This is a genomic window from Citrobacter sp. Res13-Sevr-PEB04-36, assembly GCF_015672735.1.
Taxonomy (GTDB): domain Bacteria; phylum Pseudomonadota; class Gammaproteobacteria; order Enterobacterales; family Enterobacteriaceae; genus Citrobacter.
This window is the reverse complement of record NZ_JADABY010000031.1, coordinates 36,583-53,471: the sequence shown is the minus strand read 5'-3', so window position 1 is coordinate 53,471 and position 16,889 is coordinate 36,583. Positions and strand designations below refer to the sequence as shown.

18 protein-coding genes are annotated in these 16,889 nt (G+C 51.2%); 12 read left to right on the top strand and 6 right to left on the bottom strand.

Features of this window, described 5'->3' with window-relative positions:
• Position 1: 1 nt before the first annotated feature.
• Both IMQ48_RS09195 and rimJ read right to left on the bottom strand, forming a co-directional pair.
• On the bottom strand, positions 2-652 hold the full coding sequence (locus IMQ48_RS09195; protein ID WP_196208783.1) for a YceH family protein: 651 nt from the start codon (positions 650-652) through the stop codon (positions 2-4).
• Between the two features lie 35 nt (positions 653-687).
• Positions 688-1,272 carry a ribosomal protein S5-alanine N-acetyltransferase gene (rimJ, locus tag IMQ48_RS09190; RefSeq protein ID WP_196208782.1) on the bottom strand — a complete coding sequence of 195 codons (585 nt, stop codon included), beginning with the start codon at positions 1,270-1,272 and terminating at the stop codon, positions 688-690.
• A 259-nt stretch (positions 1,273-1,531) separates the two neighbouring features.
• Between rimJ and mdtH the strand changes: the two genes are divergently transcribed.
• The 9 genes from mdtH (at position 1,532) to IMQ48_RS09145 (ending at position 8,412) form a co-directional block, all read left to right on the top strand.
• Complete coding sequence (gene mdtH, locus IMQ48_RS09185; protein WP_196208781.1) at positions 1,532-2,740, top strand: multidrug efflux MFS transporter MdtH; 1,209 nt, start codon at positions 1,532-1,534, stop codon at positions 2,738-2,740.
• A 115-nt stretch (positions 2,741-2,855) separates the two neighbouring features.
• Positions 2,856-3,416, top strand: a complete 561-nt coding sequence (locus IMQ48_RS09180) for a lipoprotein (protein ID WP_096757571.1) — start codon at positions 2,856-2,858, stop codon at positions 3,414-3,416.
• A 105-nt stretch (positions 3,417-3,521) separates the two neighbouring features.
• Positions 3,522-4,568 carry a dihydroorotase gene (gene pyrC, locus IMQ48_RS09175; RefSeq protein ID WP_196208780.1) on the top strand — a complete coding sequence of 349 codons (1,047 nt, stop codon included), beginning with the start codon at positions 3,522-3,524 and terminating at the stop codon, positions 4,566-4,568.
• 74 nt (positions 4,569-4,642) lie between these two features.
• Positions 4,643-4,888 carry a DNA damage-inducible protein I gene (gene dinI, locus IMQ48_RS09170; protein ID WP_135322371.1) on the top strand — a complete coding sequence of 82 codons (246 nt, stop codon included), beginning with the start codon at positions 4,643-4,645 and terminating at the stop codon, positions 4,886-4,888.
• A gap of 340 nt (positions 4,889-5,228) precedes the next feature.
• Entirely contained in the window at positions 5,229-5,483 is a 255-nt protein-coding gene (gene bssS, locus IMQ48_RS09165) for a biofilm formation regulator BssS (RefSeq protein WP_096757575.1), read from the top strand.
• A 239-nt stretch (positions 5,484-5,722) separates the two neighbouring features.
• A complete protein-coding gene (gene solA / locus IMQ48_RS09160) occupies positions 5,723-6,841 on the top strand; it encodes an N-methyl-L-tryptophan oxidase (RefSeq protein WP_196208779.1) in 1,119 nt (372 codons plus the stop codon).
• Between the two features lie 51 nt (positions 6,842-6,892).
• Complete coding sequence (locus IMQ48_RS09155; protein WP_096757577.1) at positions 6,893-7,006, top strand: YceO family protein; 114 nt, start codon at positions 6,893-6,895, stop codon at positions 7,004-7,006.
• A 262-nt stretch (positions 7,007-7,268) separates the two neighbouring features.
• Complete coding sequence (locus tag IMQ48_RS09150) at positions 7,269-7,835, top strand: cytochrome b (protein WP_196208778.1); 567 nt, start codon at positions 7,269-7,271, stop codon at positions 7,833-7,835.
• A 1-nt stretch (position 7,836) separates the two neighbouring features.
• Positions 7,837-8,412: a YceI family protein gene (locus tag IMQ48_RS09145; RefSeq protein WP_196208777.1), complete on the top strand. Its 576-nt coding sequence runs from the start codon at positions 7,837-7,839 to the stop codon at positions 8,410-8,412.
• A 60-nt stretch (positions 8,413-8,472) separates the two neighbouring features.
• Here the strand turns inward: IMQ48_RS09145 and IMQ48_RS09140 are convergent, their stop codons facing one another.
• Positions 8,473-9,525, bottom strand: a complete 1,053-nt coding sequence (locus tag IMQ48_RS09140) for a rhodanese-related sulfurtransferase (RefSeq protein WP_196208776.1) — start codon at positions 9,523-9,525, stop codon at positions 8,473-8,475.
• Between the two features lie 221 nt (positions 9,526-9,746).
• Between IMQ48_RS09140 and IMQ48_RS09135 the strand changes: the two genes are divergently transcribed.
• The 3 genes from IMQ48_RS09135 to IMQ48_RS09125 all read left to right on the top strand — a co-directional run bounded on the left by IMQ48_RS09135 (position 9,747) and on the right by IMQ48_RS09125 (position 12,498).
• Positions 9,747-10,667, top strand: a complete 921-nt coding sequence (locus IMQ48_RS09135; protein WP_196208775.1) for a Kdo(2)-lipid IV(A) acyltransferase — start codon at positions 9,747-9,749, stop codon at positions 10,665-10,667.
• A 154-nt stretch (positions 10,668-10,821) separates the two neighbouring features.
• A complete protein-coding gene (gene mdtG, locus IMQ48_RS09130; RefSeq protein WP_196208774.1) occupies positions 10,822-12,042 on the top strand; it encodes a multidrug efflux MFS transporter MdtG in 1,221 nt (406 codons plus the stop codon).
• A gap of 81 nt (positions 12,043-12,123) precedes the next feature.
• Positions 12,124-12,498 (top strand): MysB family protein, encoded by a 375-nt coding sequence (locus tag IMQ48_RS09125; protein WP_196208773.1) that lies wholly within the window; start codon positions 12,124-12,126, stop codon positions 12,496-12,498.
• Here IMQ48_RS09125 and IMQ48_RS09120 read toward each other — a convergent pair whose 3' ends face one another.
• The 3 genes from IMQ48_RS09120 to mdoG all read right to left on the bottom strand — a co-directional run bounded on the left by IMQ48_RS09120 (position 12,499) and on the right by mdoG (position 16,858).
• Positions 12,499-12,738, bottom strand: a complete 240-nt coding sequence (locus IMQ48_RS09120; protein WP_230326353.1) for a YceK/YidQ family lipoprotein — start codon at positions 12,736-12,738, stop codon at positions 12,499-12,501.
• Between the two features lie 63 nt (positions 12,739-12,801).
• On the bottom strand, positions 12,802-15,330 hold the full coding sequence (gene mdoH, locus IMQ48_RS09115; RefSeq protein ID WP_196208771.1) for a glucans biosynthesis glucosyltransferase MdoH: 2,529 nt from the start codon (positions 15,328-15,330) through the stop codon (positions 12,802-12,804).
• Positions 15,323-16,858 (bottom strand): glucans biosynthesis protein MdoG, encoded by a 1,536-nt coding sequence (gene mdoG, locus IMQ48_RS09110; protein WP_196208893.1) that lies wholly within the window; start codon positions 16,856-16,858, stop codon positions 15,323-15,325. The genes mdoH and mdoG overlap by 8 nt, the downstream gene beginning before the upstream one ends.
• Positions 16,859-16,889: the final 31 nt, after the last annotated feature.

The following is a 16,889-nucleotide window of genomic DNA, read 5'->3' as shown; positions in this document are numbered from 1 at the left end:
ATTATTCTCCCAGATGCTCCAGCAATGATTCGAGCCGCTGTTTTAACTCTGCTACTTCGCTTTCCAGCACCTCGACGCGCGCCTGCAAATCGCTGGATGCCACCTGAGATTGGTCTGCGGTTATCGCCATCGTCTCATCGACGTCACCACAGAACAGGTGCATATAGCGGCTTTCGCGTTTACCCGGTTCCCGCGCCAGACGGACCACGTAAGGACCATCTTCGCGGGTGGCCAACTGTTCCAGCGTTGACTCCACTTCCGCCACATCGCTAAATTCATACATACGGGATGCGCGGCTTCGCAGCTCACCCGGGGTCTGGGCACCACGCAGAAGCAGCGTGGTAATCAATGCCACCTCACCGGCGCTGAGCTTAAGATTGCCAAACTCAGAATTGCAGAAGCGCTGTTCGTATTTGGTGACGCGATTGCCAAACCCGCTCACCGTACGCAAAAAATGGCGTTTGACCAGATTATCGAGCTGATCCTGCACGTCCGATTCTGACAGGTTCATCACCGGCTCACGGTTAGTTTTTTGATTACAGGCGGTCACAACACCATTTACGGAGAGCGGATATTGTTCCGGCGTAGTCACCTGTTTTTCCAGCAAACAGCCAATCACGCGCGCTTCGGTAGCGGTTAATTCATATTTCATCGTCTTCTCCATTCATCAGCTAATACAGCTGAAACTTAGCGACCGGGGGTCCATTCTGATGTTGTTAACGCCGTCAGCACATGATCGCGCCACTGCCCATCAATCAGCAGGTAGTCTTTGGCATAACCTTCTTTTTCAAATCCGAGTCGCGCCAGCAAATCGCCGCTACGTTTATTGTGCGGCATATAGTTCGCCATAATGCGATGAATATGCTGTGTGCGCTGCATATAGCGAATAGCCGCGACTAAAGCTTCATACATCAACCCCTGCCCTTGCCACTTTTGCGCAATGGAGTAACCGAGATAACACGCATGAAAAGATCCGCGCACGACGTTGGAGAAGTTTGCGACGCCAATAATCTCTTTCTCTTCCAGATCGAGCAGCGCAAAATAATAGGCAGAGCCTTGTTTATGAAACTCGGTGATCATACTCAGACGCGCCTGCCAGCCAGAGGGATAGCAGTGGCTTTCATCGCGAATAGGTTCCCAGGGTTTTAAGAAATGACGATTCTCTGCGTAATAATCTGCCAGACGCCAGGCATCACGCTCATGCACTAAACGCACGACCAGGCGGTCCGTGGTTAAGCGCACTTTTGGCACGTTACTGCGATAGCCAAACATTCTATACCTACTCCTTCCCGTAACGTCTTCAATACGCTATTCGCGATACTATACCTGTACAAATATGCCCGATGAAAAGAGCAAAACATCATTTTTTGAATTATTCACACATTTTGATGAAAACTCTCTATCAAGACGGACTTTTGATAAAAAAATATTGTCCCGCCGAGGGTGGGAAAAGACCTGACAACACCGCAGAATAGGAGGTGCTTATCTTTTAAACTCTAATCAGAGTGACGAGTTTTTCCCTGGAGGGGAAATGTCGCAAGTCTCGCAGGCAAGGAACCTGGGTAAATACTTCCTTCTTATCGATAACATGCTGGTCGTGCTGGGTTTTTTCGTCGTTTTCCCGCTGATCTCAATTCGTTTCGTCGACCAAATGGGTTGGGCCGCCGTGATGGTCGGTATCGCACTCGGGCTACGCCAATTTATTCAGCAGGGATTAGGGATTTTTGGCGGGGCTATTGCCGATCGTTTTGGCGCAAAACCGATGATCGTCACCGGCATGCTGATGCGCGCCGCCGGATTCGCGACGATGGGGATCGCCCATGAGCCCTGGCTACTGTGGTTTTCCTGTTTTCTCTCAGGATTGGGCGGCACACTGTTCGACCCTCCCCGCTCGGCACTGGTGGTCAAACTGATCCGCCCGGAAAAGCGCGGGCGCTTCTTCTCCATCCTGATGATGCAGGACAGCGCCGGAGCTGTCATTGGCGCATTACTGGGAAGCTGGCTGTTACAGTACGACTTCCGACTGGTCTGCGCCACCGGGGCCATCCTGTTCATCCTGTGCGCCGCCTTCAACGCCTGGCTGCTCCCCGCGTGGAAGCTATCGACAGTGAAAATTCCGGTGCGTGAAGGGATGAACCACGTGATGCGTGACAAGCGATTCGTCACTTACGTGCTGACGCTGGCGGGTTACTACATGCTGGCAGTCCAGGTCATGCTGATGCTACCGATCATGGTTAACGACATTGCCGGATCCCCCTCGGCCGTCAAATGGATGTACGCCATCGAGGCGTGCCTCTCGTTAACGCTGCTCTACCCGATTGCCCGCTGGAGCGAAAAACGTTTTCGCCTTGAACACCGCTTGATGGCTGGTCTGTTAATCATGTCACTCAGCATGATGCCAATTGGGTTGGTCGGAAACTTACAGCAGCTATTCACCCTGATTTGCACGTTCTATATCGGCTCCATTATTGCTGAGCCAGCACGTGAAACGCTCAGTGCCTCGCTGGCGAGCGCGCGTGCTCGGGGGAGCTATATGGGCTTTAGTCGGCTGGGACTCGCCATCGGTGGGGCAATAGGCTACATCGGCGGCGGCTGGCTGTTTGATATGGGCAAAGCAATGTCGCAACCCGAATTACCGTGGATGATGTTGGGCGTTATCGGCTTTATCACCTTCCTGGCGCTGGGCTGGCAGTTTAGCCACAAACGCCCGTCGCGCGGAATGCTGGAGCCTGATGCCTGACGCGTAATTCGCTGCACGGGCACCTTTTCAGTTTTTTCTGCTGGTGTCCGGGGCGCTGGTACTGGATGCTGCTTTGTGTCACGATTACACCATAAGCATCATGTTGAGGAACCCCATGAAAAAGTTTTTTTTTGCTGCTGCACTGATTGTCAGCGGCCTGTTGGTTGGTTGTAATCAACTCACACAATACACGGTAAGCGAGCAAGAAATTAACCAGGCGCTGGCAAAGCATAATAATTTTTCGAAAGATATCGGTTTGCCCGGCGTGGCTGAAGCCCATATCGTTTTAAGTAACCTTACCAGCCAGATCGGTCGTGAAGAACCCAATAAAGTGACCCTGACCGGCGACGCCAACCTGGACATGAATTCATTGTTTGGCAGCCAGAAAGCGACGATGAAGCTGAAATTAAAAGCATTACCGGTCTTCAATAAAGAAAAAGGCGCGATTTATCTGCAAGAGATGGAAGTGGTTGATGCGACCGTCACACCAGAAAAAATGCAGTCGGTCTTGCAAACCCTGATGCCATATTTAAATCAGTCACTGCGCAATTATTTCAACCAGCAACCGGCATACGTCCTGCGTGAAGACAGTAGTGAAGGCGAAGCGCTGGCGAAAAAGCTGGCAAAAGGAATTGAAGTAAAACCGGGCGAAATAATCATCCCGTTCACCGATTAACACACCAAAGGGCGCATCGGCGCCCTTTTTTTTCGTGCAAACGAAAACGTTTCCGCTTATCCTTTGTTTCCGGCAAAAAAGACTATCCTCAGCCGGAGCATATTGATGACTGCACCATCCCAGGTATTAAAGATCCGCCGCCCAGACGACTGGCATCTTCACTTTCGCGATGGCGACATGTTGAAAACTGTCGTTCCCTACACCAGTGAAATTTATGCACGCGCAATTGTCATGCCGAACCTGGCACCGCCCGTCACTACTGTTGACGCAGCCATCGCTTACCGTCAGCGTATTCTGGACGCCGTACCTGTCGGACACAATTTCACCCCGTTAATGACCTGCTATCTGACAGACACACTGGATCCCAACGAGCTGGAGCGTGGGTTCAACGAAGGTGTTTTCACCGCCGCTAAACTCTACCCGGCTAACGCCACCACCAACTCCACTCACGGCGTGACCTCTATTGATGCCATCATGCCGGTACTGGAGCGGATGGAAAAACTCGGTATGCCTTTGCTGGTGCACGGTGAAGTCACGCATGCGGAGATCGATATATTCGATCGCGAAGCACGCTTTATTGACACGGTGATGGAGCCATTGCGGTCGCGCCTGACCTCACTGAAAGTGGTATTTGAACATATCACCACTAAAGACGCCGCCGACTACGTGCGTGACGGCAATGACCTGCTGGCAGCGACCATTACCCCGCAGCATTTGATGTTTAACCGCAACCATATGCTGGTCGGGGGCATCCGGCCGCATCTGTATTGCCTGCCCATCCTCAAGCGTAACGTCCACCAGCAGGCGCTGCGTGAACTGGTCGCCAGTGGTTTCAGCCGGGCGTTCCTCGGCACTGACTCGGCGCCGCATGCGCGTCATCGCAAAGAATCCAGCTGCGGCTGCGCAGGGTGCTTTAACGCCCCTACCGCACTCGGCAGTTATGCCACCGTCTTCGAAGAGATGAACGCCCTGGCCCATTTTGAGGCCTTCTGCTCGCTCAACGGCCCTCGCTTCTACGGACTGCCGGTTAACGACACCTATATTGAACTGGTTAAAGAAGAGCAGCAGATACCGGAAAGTATCGCGCTGGAAGGGGACACGCTGGTGCCTTTCCTCGGCGGTGAAACAGTACGCTGGTCAGTGAAACGCTAAAAAAATGTCGCCACCTGTTGTTATTTACTGAACTTAACTGTATAAATAACCAGTATATTCAACAGGGGGCTATTATGCGTATTGAAGTCACTATTGCCAAAACTTCACCTTTGCCTGCTGGCGCCATTGACGCGCTGGCAGGTGAACTCTCCCGTCGTATTCACCATCATTTTCCGGATAACGAAGGTAACGTCACCGTCCGTTATGCCGGCACAAATAATCTGTCGGTCATTGGCGCGACAAAAGAAGACAAAGAACGCATCAGCGAGATCCTGCAAGAGACATGGGAAAGCGCGGATGACTGGTTCATTAATGAATAAAAAATGATATGCAGTGATGTTTTTTGCCGGGTCGCCCCGGCTTTTTTATTTGCATTCGCCTTATAGATTTCAATCAATCTCTGCCAACAAAACAGTTAATTTTTATTTACAGGCTGATTATCTTTTAGTCAAAACCACAAAATAACTGCACAACATACCAAAAAAATATGAATGACATGCCGGTTTATCGTTCAGATAACACTTAAAACAAAAAAATTATGCCCTGCCCTCTTTAAATTTTCAGTGAATACCCTTATTTATTGATATACTGAACTTGCTTCAGATAAAAACGCATTGAACCTCGAAAACCGTTGTCTAGTAACACGAATTAGGGGGCATGATGGAAAAGAATAATGAAGTCATTCAGACTCATCCGCTTGTAGGATGGGACATCAGCACTGTTGATAGCTATGATGCGCTGATGCTGCGTTTGCACTACCAGACCCCAAATCGTCCAGACCCAAATGGGACTGAAGTTGGTCAAACGCTCTGGTTAACCACTGATGTTGCCAGGCAATTTATTTCGATATTAGAAGCCGGAATCGCCAAAATTGAATCAGGTGATTTCCCCGCGAATGAGTATCAGCGTCATTAAATCTGATGCACCTAACCTTCAAAAGGCACCCTCACGGTGCCTTTCTTATTTGATAGTTGAATAATGCGGGTCAGTTATTTACCCTGCTATACCTGTCATACTTCAAGTTGCATGTGTGTTGGCTTTCTTCGCTCACCCCAGTCACGTACTGATGTACGCTCCCAGGGATTTGCTGCGTCGCCGCCTTCCTGCAACTCGAATTATTTAAGGTATACTATCGCGATTGCAGAGAGAAGCGGATGAAATACGACTTAATCATTATTGGCAGCGGTTCCGTAGGCGCCGCCGCCGGATACTATGCCACGCGCGCCGGTCTGAATGTACTGATGATCGATGCACATATGCCGCCACACCAACAGGGTAGCCATCACGGCGATACACGCTTAATTCGTCATGCCTATGGTGAAGGTGAAAAATACGTTCCGTTGGTCCTGCGCGCGCAGACATTGTGGGATGAACTCACTAAACATAATGAAGAACCTATTTTTGTCCGTTCTGGCGTTGTCAACCTCGGCCCGGCAGATTCCACGTTCTTATCTAATGTGGCGCAAAGCGCAAAACAGTGGCAGCTCAACGTTGAACAGCTGGATGCCGCTGCCATCATGGCCCGCTGGCCCGAAATTCGTGTTCCGGAAAACTATATTGGTCTGTTTGAGGCCGATTCAGGTTTTCTGCGCAGTGAGTTAGCCATTAAGACCTGGATCCGCCTGGCTGAGGAAGCAGGCTGCGCTCAGCTATTTAAATGCCCGGTCACCGCGATTCACCATCATGATGATGGTGTAACGGTTGAGACCGCAGATGGCGACTATCACGCGAAAAAAGCGCTGGTCAGTGCCGGTACCTGGGTGCAAGCATTAGTACCGGAACTACCGATCCAGCCTGTGCGTAAAGTGTTCGCGTGGTATCAGGCCGACGGACGCTACAGCGTTAAAAACAACTTCCCGGCATTTACCGGAGAATTACCTAATGGCGATCAATATTACGGTTTCCCAGCCGAGAACGACGAACTGAAGATTGGTAAACATAACGGCGGGCAGGTTATTCAATCAGCCGAAGAGCGCAAAGCGTTTGCCACTGTCGCCAGCGATGGTTCAGAAGCCTTCCCATTCCTGCGTTCCGTTTTGCCGGGTGTAGGATGTTGTCTGCACGGTGCGTCCTGCACCTACGATAACTCTCCGGATGAAGATTTTATTATTGATACGCTACCAGGGCATGACAATACGCTGATCGTTACCGGACTGAGTGGGCACGGTTTTAAGTTCGCCTCAGTGCTGGGGGAAATTGCAGCTGATTTTGCCCAGGGCAAACCTTCAGCTTTCGACCTGACACCGTTTAAACTTAGCCGTTTTAAACCATAGCCACAAAATGGCCTCGTCAATGAGGCCATTTTTATTTAAGGAATACTGTTGATGCGCCGCATCGTTGACTATCTGGTGAATAATATACGCGAGCATTTTATGCTCTACATTATTTTATGGTCACTGCTGGCGATCATGGACGTAATATATATTATGTTTTTTTGACCTTACCTTACTGACAATAATTGACAGTAATTGAAATTACCTTAATTTTTATTGCAATTAATTGAATAATTAAAAAACCCACCAACCACCAGTAGAGCAAGCATCATTTATCATCTCTCACTAATCCCCTGATGATCAATCCACAAATAAATCAAATTTATTGAATTAAAAATAAATATCATCACTATTGTTATTTATTAGTTGCATTAATGTCTTTTACACGCCATTTTCATTCACTTCTGAATTATTTATCGGTGTGCTTATGCAATTCAATAATAGTCCACAGCGCTATGGCGTTGTGTCAGCCGCATTGCACTGGCTTATCGCGCTTGCCGTGTATGGCATGTTTGCGTTGGGTTTATGGATGGTCACGCTCAGCTATTACGATGGCTGGTATCACCAGGCCCCTGAGCTGCATAAGAGCATCGGTGTGCTGCTGATGATGGGGCTGGTGGTACGCGTGGTCTGGCGGCTGCTCTCCCCTCCACCTCCAGCGCTGAAAAGCTACTCTCGTTTAACACGCATGGCTGCTGCCCTGGGTCACCTCAGTTTATATCTGTTGCTGTTTTCCATTGTCATCAGCGGGTATTTGATTTCGACCGCAGACGGCAAGGCGATCTCCGTCTTTGGCTGGTTTGAGGTCCCTGCCACGCTTGCCAACGCAGGCGCTCAGGCCGATCTCGCCGGTAGCCTGCACCTGTGGCTTGCCTGGACCGTTGTGGTTCTGTCACTTCTGCATGGACTGATGGCCCTGAAACATCACTTTATCGATAACGACGATACCCTTAATCGCATGTTGGGAAAATCGTCATCTGACTATGGAGCTTAAAATGAAAAAAAACCTGCTGGGACTGACTCTCGCTTCTTTACTGTTTACCACCGGCTCGGCCATCGCGGCAGATTACAAAATCGACAAAGAAGGACAACATGCCTTTGTTAATTTTCGTATTCAGCATCTGGGCTACAGCTGGCTATACGGCACCTTTAAAGACTTCGATGGATCGTTTACCTTTGATGAAAAAAATCCTGCCGCCGATAAAGTGAACGTCACCATTAACACCAACAGCCTTGACACCAATCACGCTGAACGTGACAAACACCTGCGCAGCGCAGATTTCCTCAATGTCGCCAAATTCCCGCAGGCGACCTTCACCTCCACCAGCGTGAAGAAAACAGGTAATGACCTGGATATCACCGGGGATCTGACCCTCAATGGCGTCACCAAACCGGTCACGCTGGACGCTAAGCTCATCGGTCAGGGTGGCGATCCTTGGGGTGGCACCCGCGCGGGCTTTGAGGCCCAAGGGAAAATTAAGCTGAAGGACTTTAACATCACCACCGACCTTGGGCCTGCGTCACAGGAAGTCGACTTAATTATCTCGGTGGAAGGCGTTCAGCAGAAATAACGTAGCTGCTATGCCAGATAGGGATGCCGGATGACATTGCTGATATCATCCGGCATCATTTTATTGCGCAGGGTCCGGAATACCCAGTTTGGTATTCAAACGTCCGCGGGACTTATTAAAGATTTTATTGCCATTCTCACGACCCGCACGACGGCGGCGTTGCTCTTCTTCCGGCAAGATACTCTCTTCACAGCACAGATCGCTGCAACACCCTTTATGCTTTTCGGCACAGACAGGGCATTGAATAAACAGCAGATGGCAACCATCATTCTTGCAATTAGTATGGCTGTCGCACGCCACCCCACACTGATGACAATGCGCAATAACGTCTTCAGAGATCCGCTCTCCCATACGCTCATCGAAAACAAAATTTTTACCGATGAAGCGTACCGGAAGTCCTTGTTCACGGGCTTTGCGCGCATATTCAATAATACCGCCCTCAATGTGCCAGACTTTACTGAATCCGTTATGTTTCATCCAGGCGCTGGCCTTCTCGCAGCGAATACCGCCAGTGCAGTACATCACGATTTTTTTGTCTTTATGTTCCTGCATCATTTCAACGGCTTTCGGCAACTGATCGCGGAACGTATCTGCCGGGATCTCCATGGCGTTCTCGAAATGGCCTACCTCATACTCATAGTGGTTGCGCATATCGATAAATACCGCCTCAGGATCGTCAAGCATGGCATTCACTTCTGCCGCCTTCAGATAATCACCGACGTTGCTGGCATCAAAAGTCGGATCATCGATGCCATCCGCCACAATTCGCTCACGGACTTTCATACGCAGTACCCAGAACGATTTTCCGTCATCGTCCAGTGCAATATTAAGACGCAACCCGGAAAACGCAGGATCAAACGCGTACAGTTGCTGACGGAAGGCTTCAACCTTGCTTTGCGGCACACTGATTTGCGCGTTAATGCCTTCGTGCGCCAGATATACGCGTCCGAAAACGTTCAGTTCGGTGAACAGTTGGTACAGCGCATCACGGGTATGCTGGGGATTAACGAGAGTAAAATATTTATAGAACGAAATCGTGATGCGCGGCTCAGACTCAGCCAACATTTTAGCTTTGAGCGCGTCATTCGAAATGCGGTTGTGTAACACTGGCATGGTGTACGTATCCTGCAATCAGTAAAAAGATGAAAATCGGCCGGCATAATAAAGCAAACATCGACAATTTACATCCACACATTTTACGCTACATTTCATACTTCATGATAAAAACGTCACAACAATTGACGAAAACTCAGCCATTCTCCCGTCACAAATTTTTGATACGCGCGAAAAAATGCGACAATACAGGGCATTGGTCGTTTAATGACAGGATAGACATGACGAATTTACCCAAGTTCTCGGCTGCGTTACTGCATCCACGTTATTGGTTAACCTGGCTAGGTATTGGCATCCTTTGGTTAATCGTGCAGTTACCCTATCCGTTTCTCTATAAGCTGGGCTGTACATTAGGCCGTCTGGCATTGCGAGTAATGAAACGCCGGGCAAAAATTGTTTCGCGTAATCTGGAACTCTGTTTCCCGCAAATGAATACGCAAGAACGCCAGCAGATGGTAGTAAAAAACTTTGAGTCCGTCGGCATGGGCGTGCTGGAAACAGGCATGGCCTGGTTTTGGTCCGACCGCCGTATTATGCGCTGGACAGAAGTTATCGGCATGGAGCATATCCGTGACGTTCAGGCGCAGCAGCGCGGGATCCTGTTAGTTGGCCTGCATTTTCTGACGCTTGAGTTGGGCGCACGCCAGTTTGGTTTACAGGAACCCGGTATCGGTGTGTATCGCCCCAACGACAACCCGCTGCTCGACTGGTTGCAAACCTGGGGACGTATGCGCTCCAATAAATCAATGCTCGATCGTAAAGATCTGAAAGGAATGATCAAAGCGCTGAAGAAAGGTGAAGTAGTCTGGTATGCGCCGGATCACGACTACGGCCCGCGTGCCAGCGTCTTTGTGCCGCTGTTTGCTGTGGAACAAGCTGCAACGACGTCAGGTACGTGGATGCTGTCACGGATGTCCAATGCATGTCTGGTACCGTTTGTTCCCCGTCGTAAACCCGACGGCAAAGGGTATCAGCTGATTATGCTGCCGCCAGAATGTTCGCCACCGCTGGACGACGCTGAAACCACCGCCGCGTGGATGAACAAAATTATTGAGAAATGCATCATGATGGCGCCGGAGCAATATATGTGGTTACACCGCCGCTTCAAAACACGCCCAGAAGGCGCCCCTTCCCTGTACTGAATCCCTGTTGCAGCCCTCGGGCTGCAACGCTTCGCCCCCACTGTTTAGGTTTAACTGCTCTGCGCATTGCAGCGACTATCAACCAGGCGCATAATTAGTCTGCTCATTTATTTTCAAACGATAGCGCAAACAGCGCGCCACACTGCGGATCGCTATGTCACCCTCAGATGTCCCCATAAACTGGAAACGTAATCTCACGGTTGCCTGGCTCGGTTGCTTTTTAACCGGCGCGGCATTTAGTCTGGTAATGCCATTCTTACCCCTGTATGTCGAAAGCCTTGGCGTGACGGGCCACGGTGCCCTGAACATGTGGTCGGGTCTGGTATTCAGCATTACGTTTCTTTTTTCAGCCATCGCTTCACCTTTCTGGGGCGGCCTTGCGGATCGCAAGGGCAGGAAAATCATGCTGCTGCGATCAGCACTGGGAATGGCTGTCGTGATGCTGTTGATGGGACTGGCGCAGAATATCTGGCAGTTTTTGATCCTGCGTGCGCTGCTGGGGCTACTCGGTGGATTTATTCCCAATGCCAATGCGCTGATCGCCACCCAGGTTCCGCGCAATAAAAGCGGCTGGGCGCTGGGAACGTTATCAACCGGCGGCGTCAGCGGCGCATTGCTGGGTCCGCTGGCAGGCGGTTTGCTTGCCGACCAGTATGGACTGCGCCCCGTTTTCTTTATTACCGCCAGTGTGCTGCTACTCTGTTTTATGCTGACGTTATTTTTTATCCGCGAGAATTTTCAACCGGTCAGTAAAAAAGAGATGCTGCACATTCGGGACGTTGTCGGCTCATTAAAGAATCCAAAGCTGGTGCTGAGTCTGTTTATCACCACCCTGATAATCCAGGTCGCCACCGGCTCCATCGCACCCATTTTGACGTTATATGTGCGGGAACTGGCGGGTAACGTCAGCAATATCGCTTTTATTAGCGGCATGATCGCTTCCGTGCCCGGCGTGGCAGCCTTAATCAGCGCGCCGAGGCTGGGCAAATTAGGTGACCGGATAGGCCCGGAGAAGATCCTGATCGTCGCTCTGGTGATTTCCGTGCTGTTGCTCATCCCCATGTCGTTTGTACAGACGCCCTGGCAGCTCGGCGTCCTGCGCTTTTTGCTGGGTGCGGCCGACGGGGCGCTGCTCCCTGCCGTGCAAACGCTGCTGGTCTATAACTCAACCAACCAAATAGCCGGACGTATTTTCAGTTATAACCAGTCATTTCGTGATATTGGCAACGTGACGGGGCCGCTGATGGGCGCGGCTATTTCAGCCAACTATGGTTTTCGCGCCGTCTTCTGCGTGACCGCAGGCGTCGTGTTGTTCAATGCTATCTACTCATGGAACAGCCTGCGTCGACGTCGGGAGATCCAGCGTACTGAATGATTTTTGTGCATTCATACTTGCACTATCAAAGAATCAACTATTATTTCCCTGAATACCTCATTAAATCAAAGGGAGATGCTGATGACCATGTATGCCACGCTGGAAGAAGCCATTGATGCTGCCCGTGAAGAGTTTCTGGCTGATAACCCCGACCTTGACGCTGACGAAGCCAGTGTTCAGCAACTCAACATACAAAAGTATGTGCTACAGGATGGCGACATCATGTGGCAGGCTGAATTTTTCGCCGACGAAGATGAGGAAGGCGAATGTTTGCCGATGCTGAGCGGTGAAGCAGCACAAAGCGTCTTTGATGGCGATTATGATGAGATTGAAATTCGCCAGGAATGGCTGGAGGAAAACACCCTCCACGAATGGGATGAAGGCGAATTCCAGCTTGAGCCGCCTCTGGATACCGAAGAAGGTCAGACGGCCGCTGACGAGTGGGATGAACGATAATTACTCATAAGGCCCATTGTGGATGTCCAGAGGGAGCAGCAACGTATCAAACACCAGCGAAAAAGGCAGATCGAGGACGGTAACATAACGCCATGCTGAATCGCGGACATCCCATTGTACGCCTGGATAGTATTGATTTCCGTGCCCCTGCCCCGGGATCGTGCGGCTAATAATACTGCCGCACCCGCTCAGCAAGATGACCATGATTCCAACCGCAAATATTCGCACCTGAACCCTCATTAACAGTGTAATCCGCATAAAAAAATACCGGCACCAGGCCGGTATTTTCATCTCTCAGGAGGTCTATTTCTTCCTGAGCGCCAGCGGGTTCAGGGCTATCCCCTGATAATAATTAACCCACGACGAATACTTATCCGGGGAGTTCCAGACGCGATAATGTAAACGCGCCATGGTCACCGGATCGCTCAGCAATACAAGGCGGCGATCGCGATTCAGTTTCTCCGGAGTATCATTCAGCGCCTGTTCGACATGGCGGTCACGGGCAATCTCCAGCACGTTACTGGCGCGGTGACGTGCAGTCGCCATCGCCGTGGCCAGAGCGTTAAATGACGGATTAAATACCGCGTGCATAAAGCCGTCATCCAGCGAGCGATTACGATTCATTACCAGGTAGTTATCCGTATCCACCAGCACCTGCGGAGGGGAATACTCTTCCGGGATCAGGAACAGCTTCCAGCGCTTGGTACGCAGCCCCACCGTTGAACGGCTGGAAATCACCGACACAAACGGCGACAGGATCAGCGAGAAGACAATCGGTGCCAGCCAGAACAGGAATCGCAGATCCAGCCAGGCCATACCGACAGCCCATACCAGACCCAGCAGCAGCTGGGAGCCGTGACGCATAAACGCTTCGCCCCATGGGGTGGAGTCGTCATCACGCTGCGGCGAGTTCCAGACCACTTCCCAACCGAGGAAAGCGCTAACCACGAAGACGGTATGGAACAACATACGCACTGGTGCCAGCAGCACAGAGAACAGCACTTCCAGCAGCAGCGACAGCGTGACGCGGATAAAACCACCGTACTCTTTCGTCCCTTTACACCAGATGAGCAAAATACTCAGCAGCTTCGGCAGGAACAGCAGCACCATGGTCGAGGCAAACAGCGCAATCGCCAGTTCAGGACGCCACTGTGGCCAGACCGGGAACAGCTGGCGCGGCTGCAGGAAATATTGCGGCTCCGTCAGCGCATGCACCACCTGCAATGCGGTTGAAAGCGCAAGGAACATAAACCACAGCGGGGCAGACAGATAAGACATCACGCCCGTCAGGAACACCGCACGGTGAACTGGGTGCATCCCCTTCACCAGGAATAGACGGAAGTTCATCAGGTTGCCGTGACACCAACGACGGTCACGTTTCAGCTCATCAAGCAGGTTTGGCGGAAGTTCTTCATATGAACCCGGCAGATCGTAGGCAATCCAGACGCCCCAGCCTGCACGACGCATTAACGCCGCTTCCACGAAGTCATGGGAGAGGATTGAACCGGCAAACGAGCCTTCACCCGGTAGCGGTGCGAGCGCACAGTGCTCGATAAACGGCTTCACGCGAATAATCGCGTTGTGACCCCAGTAGTGCGACTCCCCGAGCTGCCAGAAGTGAAGCCCGGCGGTAAACAGCGGCCCATACACGCGCGTAGCAAACTGCTGGCAGCGTGCATACAGCGTGTCCATACCGGACGCTTTTGGCGACGACTGAATAATACCGGCATTCGGGTTCGCTTCCATCAGACGCACCAGACCGGTCAGGCAATCGCCGCTCATCACAGAGTCAGCGTCCAGGACGACCATATAACTGTACTGATTCCCCCAGCGACGGCAGAAGTCATCAATGTTGCCGCTTTTACGCTTCACACGACGACGACGACGGCGGTAGAAAATCTGTCCTTCGCCCTGCACTTCAGCGATCAGCTCCATCCAGGCTTTTTGTTCCGCCACGCAGATATCAGGGTTGTAGCTATCGCTCAGGATATAGACATCGAAATGCGCAGCGTTGCCCGTGGCCTTAACCGACTCCCACGTGGCTCGCAGCCCCGCAAAGACGCGGTCAACGTCCTCGTTACAGATAGGCATGATCAGTGCAGTGCGATGCTCAGGATTTAAGGCTTCATCCCCCACCGTTGACGCGGAAATACTGTACTTGTCGCGCCCAATCAGTAGTTGCAAGAACCCCATCAGCGCGGTCCAGAACCCCGCCGATACCCAGCAGAACAACACGGCAAACAGAATCAGGATACCTGTCTGCAGCATGTAAGGCAGCAGCTGCATAAAGGAGACCCACAGGTCCTGCCCCATCATGTCTGCCGGGTTAATGAACGCCCAGCCCTGGTAAGGAAGAATGGTCTTCATATACCAAGTGGCGACGACCGTTTGCGCCAGCGTTAAAATCAGAAGCGTATAGCGGCGGATTGTCCCGACGGTACGCCATTTCTGTTCACTCTCTTGTTCTTCTTTCGTCAAACGCGAAAGATAACGCGGCGTGACATCGCGCCCACGCAGACGATCCCAAAAACGGCCTACCGGGTTGGTACGCCAGGGATCGGGAAACATCGACGTACGCGTTGCCTTAGGCATAGCCTGCAGCTGGTCCCGCCCTTCGTCATCCTTAATTAACTGCTCTTTGGCCAAAGAGTCCGGCCAGGCTTGCTCAAGACGAGCTTTAACAGACCCCTGCGGCGAATCGTCTTCGCGCGAGTAAGTACGATGCTCGGCATCCAGCGCCTGGTGAACGGCACGGATGTCAGTTTTCGGCAGTGCCGCTTTCTCGATATCCGAAAGCGGCATTGCGTCAATATACTCAGTTGTCTTATTCATTGGCAGGTAACTGGTAGCTCCAGGTTTCACTCAACGTCTGATCGGCATTGACCAACGCAGCACGCATTTCAGTGGTTTTCTTCGCATCTTTCACTTTCACGCGCAGCATCAGACGCCAACCTTTAGTGACCGGGTTGTAGTCTACGGTGTTCTCAACGATTTCACCGTTGTCGCCAATGCTGGTTTGCGCGGTGACAGGGGTATCTTGCGGCAGTTTTTTCATATCTGCGCCGGCAAAATCCACCATAAACGCAATCGTGCCGTCAGGCTGACGAATGAGGTTCGATTGTTTGACATCACCGGTAGAACGACGTGTCTGCTGTACCCAGGCGTTATCCGGCGCATGAAGTTTGTCTTCATCGCGGGTGAACGTCAGCGTGTACTTGAAGTTCATTTCTTTGCCCGGTTCAGGCAGTTGATCCGGCGTCCAGTAGGCGACGATGTTGTCGTTGGTTTCATCGTTGGTCGGGATTTCAACTAACTCAATTTTACCCTTACCCCAGTCGCCTTTCGGTGTTATCCAGGCACTCGGACGCAGGTCGTAGCGGTCGTCGATATCTTCAAAACGTGCGAACTGGCGACCACGTTGCAACAGACCAAACCCCTGCGGGTTTTCCATCGCAAAACTGCTCACCGCAAGATGTTTCGGGTTATTCAGCGGACGCCAAATCCACTCACCATTACCGGCGTGGATCGACAAGCCGTTAGAATCATGCAGTTCCGGACGGTAGTTGGTCGCTGGAGAAGGCTGGTTCGGCCCAAACAGGAACATACTGGTCAGCGGCGCAACGCCCAATTTGCCTACTTTGTCGCGCAGGTAAACTTTGGACTGCACATCCACCACCGTGTCACGGCCAGGCATAATCACAAAACGATAGGCCCCGGTGGCACGTGGGGAATCCAGCAGTGCATAGATGGTTAAACGTTTATCGGTAGGTTTTGGACGCTCTATCCAAAACTCGCGAAAGCGGGGAAATTCTTCACCGGAAGGCAGGGCGGTATCAATAGCGAGGCCGCGAGCGGACAGGCCATAGACCTGACCAGCACCCAGGACGCGGAAATAGCTGGCACCGAGCATGCTGACGATTTCATCGTTTTTATCTTTGCTATTGATCGGATACAGCACCTTGAACCCGGCGAAACCGAGATCTTTTACCGTGTCTTTATCATGCTGAACATCGCCAAAATTAAAATAATCCGGGCTATATTTGATTCTCTTTACCGCTGTAGCGGTAACTTCGTTGATCTTGACCGGCGTGTCGAAGTACATACCCTGGTGGTAGAACTCGAGCTTAAATGGGGTCTTAAGGTTGCTCCAGTAAGCTTTGTCGTGATTAAACTGGATCTGCTGATAATCCGCATACTTCATGTCACGGAAAACGGAGGGCAAGTTACTTTTTGGCGCCTCATAGCCTTTATCGGCTAAGGATTGAGCTTGCTTTGCCACATCATCAATACTGAATGCCCAGCTCGAAGATGTGTACAGCGTTAACATGACTGCTGCACCCAACCAACGCATTTTCATCATTTGTAGTTTATGTTTCATAATTAGTAAGCAC